General features: G+C 67.3%; 12 protein-coding genes and 2 tRNA genes. 5 read left to right on the forward strand and 9 right to left on the reverse strand.

The window, feature by feature from the left end; translation table 11 throughout:
- Positions 1-210 precede the first annotated feature (210 nt).
- Together sigK and FS787_RS04315 are read left to right on the forward strand one after the other, a co-directional pair.
- Entirely contained in the window at positions 211-816 is a 606-nt protein-coding gene (gene sigK / locus FS787_RS04310; protein ID WP_144671049.1) for an ECF RNA polymerase sigma factor SigK, read from the forward strand.
- 1 nt (position 817) lies between these two features.
- On the forward strand, positions 818-1708 hold the full coding sequence (locus FS787_RS04315; RefSeq protein ID WP_395940312.1) for an anti-sigma factor domain-containing protein: 891 nt from the start codon (positions 818-820) through the stop codon (positions 1706-1708).
- Between the two features lie 73 nt (positions 1709-1781).
- Here the strand turns inward: FS787_RS04315 and FS787_RS04320 are convergent, their stop codons facing one another.
- The 5 genes from FS787_RS04320 to FS787_RS04340 form a co-directional block, all read right to left on the reverse strand.
- The gene (locus tag FS787_RS04320) at positions 1782-2315 is read right to left on the reverse strand and encodes a gluconokinase (RefSeq protein WP_144671051.1); all 534 of its coding nucleotides are present in this window, start codon (positions 2313-2315) and stop codon (positions 1782-1784) included.
- A 75-nt stretch (positions 2316-2390) separates the two neighbouring features.
- Positions 2391-3170 carry a PIG-L deacetylase family protein gene (locus tag FS787_RS04325; protein ID WP_260982386.1) on the reverse strand — a complete coding sequence of 260 codons (780 nt, stop codon included), beginning with the start codon at positions 3168-3170 and terminating at the stop codon, positions 2391-2393.
- Positions 3171-3174: 4 nt separating this feature from the next.
- Positions 3175-4128 carry an electron transfer flavoprotein subunit alpha/FixB family protein gene (locus FS787_RS04330; RefSeq protein ID WP_144671053.1) on the reverse strand — a complete coding sequence of 318 codons (954 nt, stop codon included), beginning with the start codon at positions 4126-4128 and terminating at the stop codon, positions 3175-3177.
- Between the two features lie 14 nt (positions 4129-4142).
- On the reverse strand, positions 4143-4955 hold the full coding sequence (locus FS787_RS04335; protein ID WP_395940313.1) for an electron transfer flavoprotein subunit beta/FixA family protein: 813 nt from the start codon (positions 4953-4955) through the stop codon (positions 4143-4145).
- A 288-nt stretch (positions 4956-5243) separates the two neighbouring features.
- A complete protein-coding gene (locus FS787_RS04340) occupies positions 5244-6947 on the reverse strand; it encodes a S1C family serine protease (protein ID WP_144671054.1) in 1704 nt (567 codons plus the stop codon).
- Positions 6948-7256: 309 nt separating this feature from the next.
- Between FS787_RS04340 and FS787_RS04345 the strand changes: the two genes are divergently transcribed.
- From FS787_RS04345 to FS787_RS04355, 3 genes are all read left to right on the forward strand, one after another.
- The gene (locus FS787_RS04345; protein WP_186329088.1) at positions 7257-9335 is read left to right on the forward strand and encodes a TPM domain-containing protein; all 2079 of its coding nucleotides are present in this window, start codon (positions 7257-7259) and stop codon (positions 9333-9335) included.
- Positions 9336-9475: 140 nt separating this feature from the next.
- Positions 9476-10261: a PspA/IM30 family protein gene (locus FS787_RS04350; protein WP_144671056.1), complete on the forward strand. Its 786-nt coding sequence runs from the start codon at positions 9476-9478 to the stop codon at positions 10259-10261.
- A gap of 124 nt (positions 10262-10385) precedes the next feature.
- Positions 10386-11825 carry a deoxyribodipyrimidine photo-lyase gene (locus FS787_RS04355; RefSeq protein ID WP_144671057.1) on the forward strand — a complete coding sequence of 480 codons (1440 nt, stop codon included), beginning with the start codon at positions 10386-10388 and terminating at the stop codon, positions 11823-11825.
- Positions 11826-11954: 129 nt separating this feature from the next.
- Here FS787_RS04355 and FS787_RS04360 read toward each other — a convergent pair.
- The 4 genes from FS787_RS04360 to FS787_RS04375 all read right to left on the reverse strand — a co-directional run bounded on the left by FS787_RS04360 (position 11955) and on the right by FS787_RS04375 (position 16755).
- Positions 11955-12028 (reverse strand) — tRNA-Met (locus FS787_RS04360).
- Positions 12029-12160: 132 nt separating this feature from the next.
- A tRNA-Met gene (locus FS787_RS04365) sits at positions 12161-12234 on the reverse strand.
- Positions 12235-12438: 204 nt separating this feature from the next.
- Entirely contained in the window at positions 12439-15435 is a 2997-nt protein-coding gene (locus FS787_RS04370) for a UPF0182 family protein (protein ID WP_186329089.1), read from the reverse strand.
- Between the two features lie 171 nt (positions 15436-15606).
- Positions 15607-16755: a PDZ domain-containing protein gene (locus FS787_RS04375; RefSeq protein ID WP_260982387.1), complete on the reverse strand. Its 1149-nt coding sequence runs from the start codon at positions 16753-16755 to the stop codon at positions 15607-15609.
- Between the last annotated feature and the right edge of the window lie 110 nt (positions 16756-16865).

Here is a 16865-nt window from a genome sequence, read left to right on the forward strand (position 1 = left end):
GGCTCCGCCCATCCGGTTCCACCGCTGTTCCGAATCACTTATGAAGCCCGTCAAACCGGCAGGCCATGGGAGCGGGAAGGGAGCGAGGAGCGGCAGGTGACAGCATTGCAGGCGAACAGGCGCCCCGTCCGGGGGCCTGCAGGCGGCCGTTCCGCGGGCGGAGCCTCCCATGACCCGCGATCGGCGGCGGGCACCTTATGCTTGAAGGTGATGGAAACTCCCAATGCCCCGAATCCCGAGGTAACCGCTCCCCCGGGCACGTCGGCTGATGTGAACCGCAGGCTCGGCGGATTGCTGGAACAGATTGCCCGCGGCGACCAGGCAGCCTTCGCAGAGTTCTACGAACTCACGTCCCGGCGCGTCTTCGGCATGGCCCGGCGGGTACTGATTGACGTGGAACTCAGCGAGGACACTACGCAGGAGGTTTTCCTCCAGGTCTGGCAAAGCGCCGCCAAGTTCAATCCCGAGGCCGGGAGCCCGCTCGCGTGGCTGATGACGATCTCCCACCGCAGGGCCGTGGACAAGGTCCGGTCCTCCCAATCGTCCACCGACCGGGAAGCGAAATACGGTGCCAGCAGCCAGGACATCGACCACGACTCGGTCTCCGACGAGGTCGGCAGCCGGCTGGAAGCCGAGGCCGTGGTCCGTTGCCTGGACACTCTGACCGACACACAACGGGAGTCCGTGCGGCTCGCCTACTATGGCGGCCTCACCTATCGGGAAGTCGCAGAGAAGCTCAATGCTGCGGTGCCCACTATCAAGTCCCGCATCCGCGACGGACTAATCCGACTGAAGACCTGTCTGGGGGTGAGTTGAGATGACCGACATGAGCGCACACAACAACGGCCGCGTCCCCTCCGGCTTTGCCGCCGACATCGCCACCGACCTTGCCTCCGGCCGCGCGGCAGACCTCGCTGAGCTGTACGCACTGAACGCCGTGGACGACGCCGAGCGTGCCGCCATCGAGGGTTACCTCGCCTCGGCTCCGCAGGCCGAACGCGCCGCCTTTAACGAGCGCGTCCGGCAGGCCCGGGAGACGCTGGCCACGAGCTTCACCGCCGAGGAAGAACCCCCGGCCGGCCTGCTGGACCGGATCATGGCGACCCTGCCCGCCCAGGCCCCGGCCGCCGTGCCCGCCACGCGCCCGGTTCAGGATCCGGCGGCGGTACCTCCCGTCGTGGCCCGGCCCGTCCGGGAAGCATCGGAGCTCCCCGTCACCGACGAACTCGGCGCCGCCCGCAAGCGCCGGGACGAACGACGCCGGCCCCAGGGCATGCGCAACTGGCTCGTCGGCGTCGCCGCCGCCGCCCTCATCGCCTTGGGCGGAGTCGGAGTCGGAGCCTACGTGGCGAACCTGAACGACCCGCTGAACCAGGTGCTGCAGGCCGGCGATGTGCGGCAGGCCACTGTCGACGTCACCGGCGGCGGCACGGCCACCGTGTCCGTCTCGCCTTCCAAGGACGCAGTCGTCGTAGAGATGAACGACGTCCCGGCGCCCCCGCCTGGCAAGGTGTACCAGATGTGGCTCATCCAGAAGGACGGCTCGGCGCCGGTCTCCCAGGGCCTGATGGATGCGGAAGCCCTGTCCAAGCCGGCCGTAGTCGAGGGCATCGGCAGCGCAGCCGCCCTCGGCATCACGGTGGAACCGACCGGCGGCTCGACGTCGCCGACCATGCCGACCGTGGCGGCGGCCCCCCTGGGCGCGTAAAACCGGCACCAGCACAACTGCGGGCCCCGCACCTTCAGACGGTGCGGGGCCCGCGGTTTCTGTCCCGCTGCGGCTAAGGCGCCGCAGGCCGGACGGCGTCGAGGTGGAGCCGGTCAATGATCTCCTGCGTTTCGTCCGCCGGCGCGGAGCTGACGCTCAGCGTGATGGCGTTCTCTTCAGGAGTGGGGGCCTCGAGCGCCTCGAACTGGGATTCGAGCAGGGCCGGGGGCATAAAGTGCCCGTGCCGGGATGCCAGCCGGTCCGAGATCCGGTCCTTGCTGCCGTCGAGGAAAACGAACACCACTCCCTCGCCGCGCAGGACATCCCGGTAACGCTTTTTCAGCGCCGAGCAGGTGACTACGCCGGGGGCGCCGGTTCCGGTGTGCTCCCGGATCCATCCGGCGATGCTTTCCAGCCAGGGCCAGCGGTCCTCGTCGGTCAGGGGCTGGCCGGCCTGCATCTTCGCCACGTTGGATGCGGGGTGCAGGTCATCGCCCTCCGCGAAATCCCAGCCCAGCCGGCTGGCCAGCAGGCCCGCCACGGTCGACTTCCCGGATCCCGAGACGCCCATGATCACGAGCACGGGGTGCTGCGCAGTCTTCGTCACTGAAGCCCGCCTTCCTCAATTAAATATGATTTAAACAGCCTCCAGCTTATGGGAGAGGAGTGGCAGGGGGCAACACTAGAAGCCCGCGATGGTCCCCGCGCCGTTGACTTCCACAACGTGGAAGGCCTCGGCGCTTCGGCCCGCCGGCAGCCCGCCGCGCTCCGCGGTCCGGACCATCAGCCCGCGGACCGTGCGGTCCATGGCCTCGATGTCGGGGTGCTGGCTGACGTGGATGTGGATGGCAGCGAGTTTGCCCTCGACGTGGTCCGTGACGTCCACGAAGTGGTTCTCGCGTTCCTCCGGCCCGGCGAAGAGCCACAGCCAGGGCAGTTTGTAGGCCTCCAGCCCGGCCTCGGCCAGCTCCGGGTACGCGAACGGGTTCTCCAGCGCCGGATACACCGCCCGGGTCACGGCCTCCCCCACCGCCAGATGGTCGGGGTGGCTCTTCTGGATCCGGTTCCAGTTCCGTTCGGGGTGCATTGAGAGCACGACGTCGGGCCGGAGTTGCCGGATCAGCCGCACCACCTCGCGTATCACCCCGTGCGAGGGCTCGAGGTAGCCGTCGCGTTCATGCAGGTAGTGGATGTCTGTCACCCCGACCAGGGCGGCCGCACGGCGCTGTTCCTCGTTCCGCAGCCGGACGATCTCGTCCCGTTGCGCGGGGTCGAAGCCGCCGGCGTCTCCGTCCGTCATGATGCAGTAGCTGACCTGGACGCCTGCGGCGGTCCAGGCGGCGATCGTGCCGGCGGCGCCGAAGTCGACGTCGTCCGGGTGGGCAGTGAAACAAAGCACCCGCTCGACCCGGTGGTGTTCCGGGTCGAACGGGCTTTGCGCCTGCGCGGCGGAAGTGTTCAAGGACTTATCCCCTGCGCTTCTTGATTTCCTCGGTGGCCTGCGGCAGGACCTGGAAGAGATCCCCCACGATGCCGAAGTCGGCGATTTCGAATACGGGAGACTCGGCATCCTTGTTCACGGCCACGATCACCTTTGCGGTCTGCATGCCGGACTTCTGCTGGACGGCCCCGGAGATGCCCGCCGAGATGTACAGCTGGGGCGAAACGGTCTTGCCGGTCTGGCCGATCTGGGCGTCATGGCCGATCCAGCCGGCGTCGGTCGCGGCGCGGGAAGCGCCGATGGCTGCTCCGAGGGCATCGGCAAGGTCTTCCACCGGGCCGAAATTGCCCTCGACGCCTCGCCCGCCGGCCACAACGATCCGCGCCTCGGCGAGGTCCGGGCGGCCGCTGGCGGCCTTGTCGCTGCGGGCGGTGATCCGTGCCGACGCTGCGGTGGCGGTCTCCGGCACTGCCACCGTGACCGTCGCCGGCGCCGTGCCGGTGACGGCCGGTTCCTGAGTGACGCTGTTGGACTTGACGGTGAGGACCGCGACGGGAGTGGTGGCCCTCGCCGTGGTGAGGTAGGAGCCGGCCAGCACGGACTTGTGCGCCGTGCCGTCCGGATCCACGGCAACGACGTCGGTGATGACGCCGGCTCCGAGCTTGATGCCCAGTCTCGCCGCGGTTTCCTTGGCCTCCGCCGAGTTCTCGGTCAGGACCACCGTGGCGTCCGCGGTCTGCACCGCGGCGGCAAGATAGGACGCTTTGGGGCCCACGAGGTAGTCGTCGAGGTCCGCCACGGAGGGCCGGTACAGCGTTTGAACGCCGTAGGCCGCCAACGTGGCTGCGACGTCGTCGTGCAGTTCGCCGTTGAACGCGACCGCAGGTTCGCCCAGGGACCGGGCTATGGTGAGCAGCTCCAGGCTGGCCTTTTTCAGCGCCTGGCCCGGGTTGTCAATGAATACCAGTACTTTTGCCATGTCTGCGGATCCCCTTAGAGCAGCTTCTGGGCGGCCAGGAAGTCAACCAGTTTTATGCCGGCGTCGCCTTCGTCGGTGATGATGGTGCCGGCGGTGCGGGCCGGGCGGGCCTCCGCGGACTCGACGGCGGTCCAGGACCCGGAGCGTCCCACGTGCGCGGGGTCGACGCCGATGTCGGCAAGGCTCAGCGTGGTGATGGTCTTCTTCTTGGCCGCCATGATGCCCTTGAAGTTCGGGTAGCGGGGATTATTGATCTGGTCAGTGACCGAGACGAGGGCCGGCAGTGTCGCCTCGATGGTATCGGCGTGGGCATCGCCGTCACGGCGGGCGGTGAGCTTGGCGCCGTCGATCTCCAAGGAGGCCGCGAACGTAACCTGCGGCAGGTCCAGGCGCTCAGCGAGCTGTGCCGGGACCAAGGAGGTCTCGCCGTCGGTGGAGGCCATGCCGGTGAGGATGAGGTCCGCGGGGGTGTCCGCGCCGAGGTGGCGGATGGCCGCGGCCAGGGCCAGCGAGGTGGCGGCGGCGTCCGATCCGGCCAGGGCGTCGTCGCTGAGGTGGACGCCTTCGCTGGCGCCGATCTGGAGGGACTTCTTCACCGCGTTGACAGCACCGGCCGGTCCCATGCTCAGGGCGATGACCTTGTTGCCGGCAGCTTCCCCGCCGCGGGCCTCGATCAGCTGGAGTGCGGCCTCCAGGGCGTACTCGTCCAGTTCGGACAGGATGCTCTCGGAGCGGTCCGTCGTATTGCTTTCGCCGGTGAGGTGCCGGTCGAACTGAGCGTCAGGGACGTGCTTGACCAGCACGATGATCTTCAATGTCTCTTCCACTGTATTTACAGCAGCCTTCCATGCGGGTGGACAGCCAGCCGGGTGGGTCGTGGCCACGGAACGCCCGGAGTGCCGGGGTGCTCTTAGCTAACCATATAGGCGGTCCCCCGCGCGGCTTGGGTTAAGGCCTGTGTCAGCGCCGGCCACACCGCGGCACTGCACACGCAGGCAGCCCGGCGAAGGCCGGGCAGCACCTGATGGTGCTGCCCGGCCCTGGTGGAACGCCGACCGCTGCTACCGCCGTTTCCGCAGTTACTGCATTTTCGGCAGTTACTGCATTTTCCGCAGTTACTGCTCGGCGGCCGCGCCGAGGGTTACGTCGAGCTGCTGCTCCTCGCCGCCGCGGATGACGGTGACCTTGACGGAGGCTCCGGCAGGCTGCTCGCGGACTGCGGCCGTCAGCTGGTTCGGGTCACTGATGGTGAGGTCCTGGAACTTCGTCACAATGTCGCCCACCTTGACGCCGGCTTTGTCCGCGGCGGAGCCGGGCTCAACAGTGGCCACTTCGGCCCCGACCGAGAAGCCGGACGCCGAGTCGCTGGCGGTTTTCTGCTTCACACTCACGCCGAACTGGCCGTGCGTGGCCTTGCCGGTGCTGATGATCTCCTGGGCGACCCGCTTGGCGTGGTTGATCGGGATGCTGAAGCCGACGCCGATGTTGCCGCTGCTCGAGGATTCGCCGCCGGCCGAGGCGATGGCGACATTCACGCCGATGATCTCACCCTTGGTGTTGACCAGGGCACCGCCGGAGTTTCCTGGGTTGATCGCGGCGTCCGTCTGGATCACGTTGATCGAGATGCTTCCCTGGTCAGCGGTGGTCTGGCCCTGCCCGCCGTCCGGCGGTGCAAACTGGAAGCCTTGGTCGTCACCCTGCGAGTTGTCCGCCCCCTCCTTGGGGGCGGCCGAGGAGGCAACGCTGATGGTGCGGTTCAGGGTGGACACAATCCCGTCGGTGACGGTCCCGGTGAGGCCGAGGGGCGAGCCGATCGCGACAGCGGTATCGCCGACGTTCAGCTTGCCGGAATCGCCCAGGACCGCGGGCACCAGCCCCGAGCCGTCCTTGATTTTCACCACTGCGAGGTCGGAGAGCGGATCCGTGCCAACAATCGTGGCGCTGTAGACCTTGCCGTCACTCATGCGCACTTCGATTGCGGCGTTGGCAACCGTGCCGTCCAGCGTGACGACGTGGGTGTTGGTGAGGACATGGCCTTCACCGTCGAGAATGATGCCGGAGCCTGTGCCGCCCTCGCTGCCGTTTGAGGCCTTGATGGTCACGACGCTGGGGGTGGCCTTGACCGCCGCCGCCGTGATGGCGTTCACGTCCTCCCTGTTATTGACGATGACAGGACCGGCCTGGCTGCTGTTGCTGGATCCGGTGGACGTGATGGAGCGCTCGTCCATCAGCTGCGTGGTCCCTGCGACCACCCCGCCGCCGACGAGGCCGGCGGCAAGAATGCTGGCCACGAGCGTCGGGACACCGAAGGCAGCCTTGCGCTTCGGGGCGTGGGCCGGGTCGGAGGCGTACGGGGAGCCGGACGGGTTGCCGCTAAAACCCCCGTGCCGGGCCTGGCTGTAAGGGGGCTGGCCGTGCTGGAAAGGTCCGTGCTGGGCGCTGCCCTGCTGGGGCTGCCCAAAAGCGGTGGTGTTCGTTGCCTGCCCGTATCCCGGGGTGTGCTGCTGGTTGGGCTGGCCCGACGCGCCAGCTTGGTGCACGTACTCCTGCGGGGCACCGAACTGCTGAGTCTCCGCTGCCGGAGGCCGGCCGTAGGACGGCTGGTGCTGCGGGTAGACCGGCTGGGGCGGGTTGCCTGCGGCCCGGTCCAGCCGAAGGGTCGGATTTTCCTGCGGGCTGTCCTGCCCTGTGTCCGGCGCGGGGGTGTCCTGCGGTGAGTCCGGCGCGGGGGCAGCCTGCGGGCGTCCGGCTGCGCCCTCGTTCGGCGTGGCCGGCTCCCGGTTCTCTGGTGACGCGCCCTGCGCTGGGTTCTCAGTCATAAGACTTCCTTTCATCCGTGTCTTCATTAACTATGGACGATCTCACTGATACTAGAGCGCACGTTTGCTGGGAGGTTGCTGAACGTCCGGATGGGGTGGCGTCCCGGCCCGCCGCGAGCCGTGCTGCCACTGGTTCAGCGCTTTTCGCTGGTGGCATATTCCCGTTGGTGGACGGTCAATTGGGTGCACCATAGAATCAAATGGAATTGCCACAGCGACCTGCGGCTTTACATCTGCGTGGGGGCGCTGCTGCATTCTGTGACGACCGGTTCGGCCCGAACTGGTCGCAGAAGTGCTGAAGGGTTGCACATGCGGTCTACCTATAAACGTCTCCTCGCCGTTCTCGGCGTCGCCGGACTGCTGGCGCTTCCCGCCGCTCCGGCCCTCGCCGAGGATCCGGTGAACCTCGACCCCGTCACCAAGATCGTTGACTCCGCCGGCGTCCTCGGCGACCGGACGGGCGAAGTCGAACAGGCCATCAAGCAGCTCGGCGCCGACCACGCGATGACCTACCACGTCGTCTACGTGGACAAGTTCGAAAATCCCACCGACCGGTATGCCTGGGCTGCTGAGGTGGCGGACAAGGCAAGCCTTGGCGCCAACGCCATGCTCCTGACCGTCGCCACGGACACGCAGCAGTACCTGCTGAGCAAGCCCGCCAACAGCAAAATCACGGACTCCCAGCGCGACACCATCGTGGAAAGCGCCGTTGACCCGAACCTCCGCGAAGGGGACTACGCACAGGCCGCCATCGATAGCGCCGCTGCCATCGGCGACGCCGCCGGGGGCGGCAAGGGCACGGTCCCGTCAGAAGGCGGCGCCGGCAGCGCCGTGCTCGTTGGAGTCGGCGTGGTCGCCGCCGGCGGCGCGGGAGCCTACCTCTACCTCCGTAACCGCCGGAAGAAAGCCGCCGTGGGTGCGGGCGCAGGCCACGGGCAGCAGAGCGCCGAGCTGGATCCGCTCGCCGGGCTCACCGTCGAGGAACTGCGCCGCAAGAGCGGTTCCCTGCTGATCGAGGCCGACGACGCCATCAAGTCCAGCGAGCAGGAGCTTGGCTTCGCGCAGGCGCAGTACGGCGACGCCGCCGTCGGGAACTTCACGAAGGCACTGGAGGACGCCAAGGGCCACATGTCAGAGTCGTTCAAACTGCAGCAGCAGCTTGATGACCACATCCCCGATACCGAAGAGCAGCAGCGGACCTGGCTCGGCGAGATCATCCGCCGTTCCGAGGCCGCGCTCGCTTCCCTCCAGGAGCAGAAGGCCGACTTCGATTCGCTCCGCGAGCTGGAGAAAAACGCCCCGCAGGCGCTTGCCGCGGTCAGCGCCGGAGCGCGTGAGGCGGAAGCGAAAATCGCCAGCGCCGAGCAGTCGCTCCACGAATTGCGGGCCAAGTACGCCGAGAGCGCACTGGTACAGGTGGGCGACAACATCAACCAGGCCAAGGAACGGCTCGCCTTCGTGCAGAATGCCTCCGTCACGGCCCAGGAGAAGCTCAGCGCCGGCGAAGGCAGCCTCGCCGCCGTCGCCGTCCGGGCGGCGGAAGAGAGCCTGCACCAGACAAATGTGCTGATCGGAGCCATCACAAAGGTCGCCGGAAGCCTCGACGAAGCCCGCAGCGGGCTCGAGTCCGCCGTCGTCGACACCTCACAGGACCTGGCCCAGGCCAGGGCACTGATCCAGTCCGGGGCACACCCTGAGCTGACCGGGCCGGTGGCCGCCGTGGAAGCCTCGCTGGCGCGGGTCAAGGCGGAAATCCACGGCGGAAAGATCGATCCCATCGCCACCCTGGAGCGCGTCGAGACGGCGCACCAGTCGCTGGATGCGGCACTCTCCGGCATCCGGGACCAGCAGGAACAGGCCCGCCGTGCGCAGGCCTCCCTGCAGCAGAGCATCATGTCCGCGCAGGCGCAGATCAGCGCCACCTCGGACTACATCACGGCCCGCCGCGGCGGCGTGGGCACCGAGGCCCGGACCCGCCTGGCTGAGGCCCAGCGGAACCTGGACTACGCGCTGTCCATCTCCCGTACGGATCCTGTCACGGCCCTGCAGTACGCCCAGCAGGCCCACGCACTCGCGGCACAGGCCGCGCAGCTGGCCCAGTCCGACGTCGACCACTTCGGCGGATACGCCAACCAAGGCTACGGGCGCGGCGGAATGTTCGGCGGCGGCGGGGGCGGCGGCCTGGGCGGCGCCATCCTTGGCGGCATCCTCATCAACTCCATCCTGCATGGCGGCGGCGGGGGCGGCGGCTGGGGCGGCGGAGGAGATTCCGGCGGCGGCGGGGGCGGCGGCTGGGGCGGCGGAGGAGATTCCGGCGGCGGCTGGGGAGGCGGCGGAGACGCCGGCGGAGGCTGGGGCGGGGACTTCGGCGGCGGAGGCGACTTCTAACGAGGCCGCTGCCCGCCACGCGGGCCAGGACACTACAGACTAGGCGCCGGCGGGAAGCTCCCGCGGGCGGATGGAAGAAGTACATTTTCACTGTTCACCGAATTCAGTGGGAACCACTGAGCAGGACGAAAGGTATCACCATGAAGCAGTCCATTTTCGGCCGCATGGCGCAGCTGGCGAAGGCCAACATCAATTCCCTGCTGGACCAGGCGGAGGACCCGCAGAAGATGCTGGACCAGATGGTCCGGGACTACACCAACAACATCGCCGAGGCCGAGTCCGCAGTGGCGCAGACCATCGGCAACCTGCGCATGCTTCAGGACGACTACAACGAAGACGTCAAGAACGCCCAGGATTGGGGCCGCAAAGCCCTCGCCGCGTCCCGCAAGGCCGACGAGTACCGGTCCAAGGGTGACGTTGCCGATGCGGAGAAGTTCGACAACCTGGCCAAGGTGGCCCTGCAGCGCCAGATGTCCGCGGAAAACGATGCCAAGGCCGCCGAGCCCAGCATCGCCTCGCAGACCGAGGTCGTGGACAAGCTCAAGCACGGCCTGGACCAGATGAAGGGCAAGCTCAACGAGCTCACCAGCAAGCGCAACCAGCTGGTGGCCCGGTCCAAGACTGCCGCCGCCCAGTCCCAGGTGCACGATGCCCTCAAGAGCATCGACTTCATGGATCCCACGTCCGAGGTGGGCCGCTTCGAAGAAAAGATCCGCCGGGAAGAGGCGAAGGTCCGCGGCCAGCAGGAGCTGGCCGCGTCCAGCCTGGACGCGCAGTTCAACTCGCTGGAGGACCTCGGCGAACAGACCGAGATCGAGGCACGGCTCGCCGCACTGAAGTCCGGAGGCTCCCCCGCAGCCATCGGCGCCGGAGAGGGCCGGGCAGCCGGCTCCACCGTCGACGAAGCCGACTTCGACAAGCTCTAGGCGATCCCCCGGCGCTTTCCGCCGGACCCGAGGTACCGGATCTGCCGAGGCCGGGCCCCTGAACCGTCGATCGACGGCGGCGGGGCCCGGCCTTTGCCGTGCCTGCCACGTGTACCGTGGATCCATGTCTTCGGGAACCCCATCTTCCACCCTTGTCTGGCTTCGCGACGATCTCCGGCTGGATGACAACCCGGCCCTGAGCGAAGCGGCCTCGCTGGGACAGCCGCTGACCGTGGTGTATGTCCTCGACGAATCATCCCCCGGCGTCCGGCCCCTCGGCGGCGCCACAAAATGGTGGCTGCACCATTCGCTGGCGGAGCTCGCCGCCGGCCTTGAGGCGGCGGGCTCACGCCTGCTGCTGCGCCGTGGACCGGCCGCGGGTATTATCCGGGACCTCGCCCGGAAGACGGGAGCCTCAACGCTGCTGTGGAACCGCCGCTACGGAGGTCCGGAACGCGAAGTGGACGCCGGCATCAAGTCCTGGGCCGCGGACGAGGGCCTCACGGCTGCCAGCTTCCAGGCGAACCTGATGTTTGAGCCATGGACGGTGCGCACGGGCGCGGGCGGGCCGTACAAGGTCTTCACGCCGTTCTGGCGGGCCTGCCTGGAGTCACCGGAGCCCCGGCTCCCCCTGGACGCCCCGGAACGCCTCCCTAGCCCCGCTGTGGGCGCGGAGGGAAGGCTCCCGGCCGGCGATGCCCTCCAGGACTGGGGCCTGCTCCCCCGCAGGCCGGACTGGAGTGCCGGCCTGGCCGAAACCTGGCAGCCCGGGGAAGCCGGCGCACTGAAGCGGCTGGACGACTTCCTCGACGGTCCGGCCGAGGAATACGGCACAGGCCGGGACACCCCCGGGGTCGAGGGGACCAGCCGGCTCTCCGCACATCTGCGGTTCGGCGAGATCAGCCCCTTCCGGATCTGGCACGCGCTGCGGGAACGCTACGGACACGCGGCGCCGGCCGACGTCGGGATCTTCCGCTCCGAACTCGGCTGGCGGGAGTTCTGCTGGCAGCTGCTCTACGAGAACCCGGAACTGGCCACCCGCAACTACCGTCCCGAGTTTGACCGCTTCGCCTGGCAGACGCCCTCCGAGGCCGAACTCACAGCCTGGCAGCAGGGCCGGACCGGCTATCCCTTGGTGGACGCCGGGATGCGCCAGCTGTGGCGGACCGGCTGGATGCACAACCGCGTCCGCATGGCCGCCGCGAGTTTCCTGGTCAAGAACCTGCTGGCCGACTGGAGACTCGGCGAGGCCTGGTTCTGGGACACGCTGGTGGACGCCGACGCCGCGAGCAACCCGGCGAACTGGCAGTGGGTGGCCGGATCCGGCGCCGACGCCTCACCGTACTTCCGGATCTTCAACCCGGTCACCCAGAGCAAGAAGTTCGACGCCGGGGCCCGCTACCTGCGCGAGTACCTTCCGGAGCTGGCCGACCTGGACGACAAGGCGATCCACGAACCGTGGAAGGCGGGGGGCCCAGCGTCCGGCTATCCGGACCCGGTGGTCGGACTGCCCGAGTCACGGGCCCGGGCGCTGGAAACCTACCAGCGGCTCAAAGACGGCTAACGGGCTGCGCCCGCCCGATACCGGGCCGCCGGCACGGAACCCCGTTTTCCAGGGGGTGTTCGGGGTCCGCCCGGGGCAACGACAAAGGCCCGGATCAACAGATCCGGGCCTTTCCTTTTTCTTCTTCAGTTGCGGGGACAGGATTTGAACCTGTGACCTCTGGGTTATGAGCCCAGCGAGCTACCGAACTGCTCCACCCCGCGTCGCTTGATCAACACTACCCTACTTTTGGTGCCGCCCAAGCCACCTCCCTGCACGCGGCCCGCGGCACCCGCTGCGGACTTAAAGCAGAAGGTCCGGAGCACTGTTTCCAGTACTCCGGACCTTCTCTTCAGTTGCGGGGACAGGATTTGAACCTGTGACCTCTGGGTTATGAGCCCAGCGAGCTACCGAACTGCTCCACCCCGCGTCGCAAGATCAACTCTACCTGCCGGTGAACTTAGGGCCAAATCCAGGTGGCGTGATGTGCGTCTCCCCGCGCCGCGGACCCACGCGCTCCGCCCCCGGACGGGAAAGGCAAAGCGGGAAAGGTGAAGGCCGGGTTCCCGCTCCAGTGGAACGTGAACCCGGCCCTCGACCGTGTCTGCGCCGGCAGTGTCTCACCAGCCCCGCATCAGCTGCTCGGGGTCGGCGCCGGCGTCGGGGCGGGAGTTGCCGCCGGAGCAGGGGCCGGCGTCGCCGCGATCTTGGCTTCGGCGTCGATGGCCCGCTGCAGTGCCGCGTTGAGCTTCTTCTGCTCCTCGCCGTAGGCGGCGAAGTCGCCCTTCGCGAGGGCCTCCTGGCCGGCCCGGATGGCGGCGTTGGCGTCGGCCAGTGCCGCCTTGAGCTCCGCCTTGGCGTCGGTGCTGCCCGGAGCGGACGGCGTGCCGCCCGGCGTCGTGGGCGTGGCGGGCGACTTCCCGTTGTTGGCCTCGTCGCCGGCACTGGCTCCCGACTCACCGCCGAACAGCTGGTTGAGGGCCTCATCCAAAGTCGGGGCGAACCCGATCTTGTCACCAAACGCCACCAACACGCGCTGCAGCGTCGGGTAGGACGTTTCGCCCGTTGAGCGCAGGTAGACGGGCTGGACGTACGCCATACCGCCACCGACCGGCAGGGTCAGCAGGTTGCCATTGAGCACCGCCGACGCACCCTGGCGCAGCAGGTTCAACGCCTGGGAAACGGTGGGATCGGAGTTGAACTTGTTCTGCGCCTGGCCGGGTCCGGGAACATTGGTTTCCGGCGGGATCTGCAGGAGCCTGAGCTGGCCATAGCTCTCCGCCTTGACGCCCTTCTGGTTGCCTGCATCGGAGTCCGCGGCCAGGAAGCCGTAGAGCACGTTGCGGGCGTTTCCGTTGACCACCTGCGGGATGAAGGACGATGTCAGCTGGAAGGCCGGCTTGTCCTGGTCAGGCATCTTCAGGGACATGTAGTACGGGGGCTGCTTGACGTCACCCTGGACGGTCGGATCGTTCGGGACGCTCCAGGCATCGTTGTTGGTGTAGAAGTTGTCCGGCTGGGTGACGTGGTAGCGGCCCAGGAGTTCCCGCTGGACCTTGAACAGGTCCTCCGGGTAGCGGACGTGGCTCATAAGCGCTCCGGACATTTCCGAGAACGGCTTTAGCGAGGACGGGAAGATGTTCTGCCACGCCTTCAGCACGGGGTCCTGGTCATCCCAGGCATAGAGCGTCACTTTTCCGTCGTAGGCGTCCACAGTGGCTTTGACCGAGTTGCGGATGTAGTTGACGGAAGTGTTCGGCAGGGAAGCCGTGCGGCCCGCGGTTGTCTGCGAGTCAGCAGTGGCTTCGGAGAGCTGCTCCTGCTGCGAGTACGGGTAGTACGGGCTGGTGGTGTAGCCGTCCACGATCCACTTCACGCGGCCGTCAACGACGGCAGGGTAGGCGTTGCCGTCCACGGTCAGGTACGGAGCGACCTTTTCGACGCGTTCGCGCGGATCGCGGTCGTAGAGGATCTGGGATTCGGGGTTCACGCCGTCAGAGAGCAGCATGTCCGAGGACTGGAACTTGATCGCGTAGAGAACCTTGTTGAAGAAGTTGCCCACGTTCGGACCGCCGTCGCCGGTGAACGTGTACTGCGTTTCGCCGTCGCCTTCCTTGGCAGCCGGACGGTCCTGCTCACGGTTCGGGGCGCCGTCGGGGGCTCCGACGATGGAGTAGTCCGGCGAGTTTTCACCGAAGTAGATCCGCGGCTGGTAGCTCGAGTCATCGCCAAGCACACCGGTGGACGGGATGCCGGACTGCAGGAACTCGGGCTTGCCGTCGACGGTGAACTTGTTGCCCTTGGCCGCGACGACGCCGTAGCCGTGGGTGTAGACGACGTGGCGGTTCAGCCACGACTGCTGGTTGGCGCTGAGGCCGTCCGGGTTGAGTTCGCGGACGGCAATGACGGTGTCCTGGATCTTCCCGTCGATCTCGTAGCGGTCCACGTTCAGCGCGCTGGGGAACTGGTAGTACGGGCGGTACTGCTCGAGCTGGGAGAACGCATCCGAGATCAGGTTCGGGTCCAGCAGCCGGATGTTGGCCGTGGTTTGCGCGTCAGGAGCTAGGGCGCCCGTGGTGGTCTCGGTGGTGGCGTTGTAGCGCGTTTCCTGGATCTTATCGAGTCCATAGGCCGACCGCGTCATGTTGATATTGCGCTCGATGTACTGCTTCTCGAGCGTCTGCTCCGACGGGCGGACCTGGAACTGCTGGATCACCCAGGGGTAGACGCCGCCGGCCAGGATCGAGGTGATAACGAGCATGGCGGTGCCGATGACGGGCAGCCGCCACTTGCCGATCACGGCAGCGACGACGAACAGCACGGCGACGAGGACTGCGGCGACGGCCAGGATGGCCTTGGTGGGAATGACGGCGTTCACGTCCGTGTACAGGGCACCGGCCCAGCGGCCGCCGCTGTTCTGCACGGAGGCGTAGCGGTCCAGCCAGAAGTTGGCGCCCAGCAGGAGCAGGAACGCCGCACCGCACACGGCGAGGTGGATCTGCGCCGCACGGCTGGTGAAGATGCCGCGTTCCATAATCCGGATGCTGCCGTAAAGGTAATGCGTCAGGATGCCCGCGATTCCGGCGATGATGGTGACGCTGATCAGGAAGCCGGTGACGAAGCCCAGGAACGGCAGGGTCATCAGGTAGAAGCTGATGTCGAGCCCGAACAACGGGTCGTTCTGGCCGAAGGGCTCCTGGTTCAGGAACAGGAGCACCTTCTGCCACTGGCTGGCTGCGGCGCTTCCGGCGAAGAGGCCGAAGAGGATGGGCAGGCCGATCATCACCACGCGGCGGACCGGTTCAAGCTGGACCTGGTAGCGGTTCAGGTTGTCACGGATGTCCGAGTCCGGCGCATACACGGGGCGTGAGTGGTAGGCGATCCGGATGGCGAAGAAAACCGCGGTGAACATCAGGGCGAAGCCAGCCAGGAAGATGACGATCCGGGCCAGGTTCTCGGTCAGGAAGACTTCGAAGAAGCCCAACTGCTGGTACCAGAGGACGTCCGTCCAGACATTGGCGAAGAAGATGAAGCCGACCACAATCAAGGCCACAACAATCAACGTCGGCGTCAGTGCGCTTCGTCGTTGCGGGGGCCTTCCGGGCGGGACAGTGCTGGCGGGACGGGACAAACTCGGTACCTCATAGCTGGTCGTCAGTTACTGGTTTTTAGTTGTAGGTGCGGTGCTTCGATGCGGTAGCCCAGGGCCCCTGCATCGAAACAGCCACCGGCACCGGCCGCCAGGGCGGCGAAGCCGTCATATGTGCCACGTATGGCAGCGAATCTTAGTTCCGCGGCCAGTCTAGTTGCTGGAACAAACCGGAAGTCCAGATGTGTCGGCCCCGGACGCGGCCAGTTCGACCGCTTTCCGCGCCTCGGCAAGGTTCTCGACCCGAACCACCTGCAGTCCGTCCGGGATATTCCCGACGACTTCGTCGCAGTTTGCGGCTGGGGCAAGGAACAGGGTGGCGCCTCCTGCCCGCGCGCCGTGCATCTTCTGGCTAATGCCGCCGATCGGGCCCACGGCTCCGTCCGGGGTGATGGTCCCGGTTCCCGCAACATGCTCGCCGCCGGTCAGGTCCCCCGGGGTGACAGTGTCCACGATGCCCAGGGCAAACATCATTCCCGCGCTGGGACCGCCGACTTTTTCGAGGGAGATCTTGACGTCGAAGGGGAAATTGAATTTGTACTGGAGCAGGACTCCCAAGATGAACCGGCCGGCCGGATTCTTCGACGGCGTGATGCTGGCCGTCACATTCTTGCCGTCGCGTTCGACGACGACATCCACCGGCGCACCGTTTCCGGCGGCCAGTTCGGCCTGGACGACGCTCAGGGCGGTCGCCGGCTTGCCGTTGACGGAGACCAGCACGTCGTTTTCCTGAAGTTTCCCGGCGGAGGCGGAGCCCTCCGGGATGCCCGCGACCTGCATTTTCTGCTCGAACGCGATGCCCAGTTCCTTGAGGGCCGACGCCACGGCGTTCTCCTGCGAGGTGGTCATCGCGACGGCGCTTTCCTGCTGGGACTGTTCTTTCGTCACACCGGTGGGGAAGACGAGTTCCTCCGGGTACACGGCTTTGGCGCCGCTAAGCCAGGCCGTGAATGCCTCGAAGACCGTCACCGGACCGTTGGGGCCGCCGTCGACGTAAACGGTGGTGAGGTCCAGGTTGCCCTCGGCCGGGAACGCCTCACGGCCGGTGACGCTGATGACCGGCTTGCCGTTGTCCTTGCCCAGGGTATTGAACGTCGGGCCCGGTGACTCCACGACGTATGGGACGGGCAGGGTCAGGGCGGTGACGCCGAGCCCGAGTGCGAGCAGCCCCGACACCAGCATGGCTGATGACCGTTTGTCCCGCTTCCCGGCGGAACGTGGTCCGGCGAGGCGTGCCCGCCTGCCCGGCGGCCTGCCGGCTGCCGGGTCGCCGGCGGGCTGCTCGCCCTGCGTAATCGTCAATGAAGGACCTCTCCGTGCCGGCGCCCGAGAACCCTGCGGGCCCACTGGTCGGCGCACCGCCGCCGCCGCTTTCGCCGCGGCTGCCGCCTGCAAATATTCCAGTCTCTAAC

The sequence above is a fragment of the Arthrobacter sp. U41 genome (genome assembly GCF_007679325.1).
Classification (GTDB): domain Bacteria; phylum Actinomycetota; class Actinomycetes; order Actinomycetales; family Micrococcaceae; genus Arthrobacter.

Coding starts and splice junctions, on each gene's coding strand:
- sigK (WP_144671049.1), top strand. CDS start 211: ATGGAAACTCCCAATGCCCCGAATCCCGAGGTAACCGCTCCCCCGGGC.
- FS787_RS04315 (WP_395940312.1), top strand. CDS start 818: ATGACCGACATGAGCGCACACAACAACGGCCGCGTCCCCTCCGGCTTT.
- FS787_RS04330 (WP_144671053.1), bottom strand. CDS start 4,128: ATGGCAAAAGTACTGGTATTCATTGACAACCCGGGCCAGGCGCTGAAA.
- FS787_RS04340 (WP_144671054.1), bottom strand. CDS start 6,947: ATGACTGAGAACCCAGCGCAGGGCGCGTCACCAGAGAACCGGGAGCCG.
- FS787_RS04345 (WP_186329088.1), top strand. CDS start 7,257: ATGCGGTCTACCTATAAACGTCTCCTCGCCGTTCTCGGCGTCGCCGGA.
- FS787_RS04350 (WP_144671056.1), top strand. CDS start 9,476: ATGAAGCAGTCCATTTTCGGCCGCATGGCGCAGCTGGCGAAGGCCAAC.
- FS787_RS04355 (WP_144671057.1), top strand. CDS start 10,386: ATGTCTTCGGGAACCCCATCTTCCACCCTTGTCTGGCTTCGCGACGAT.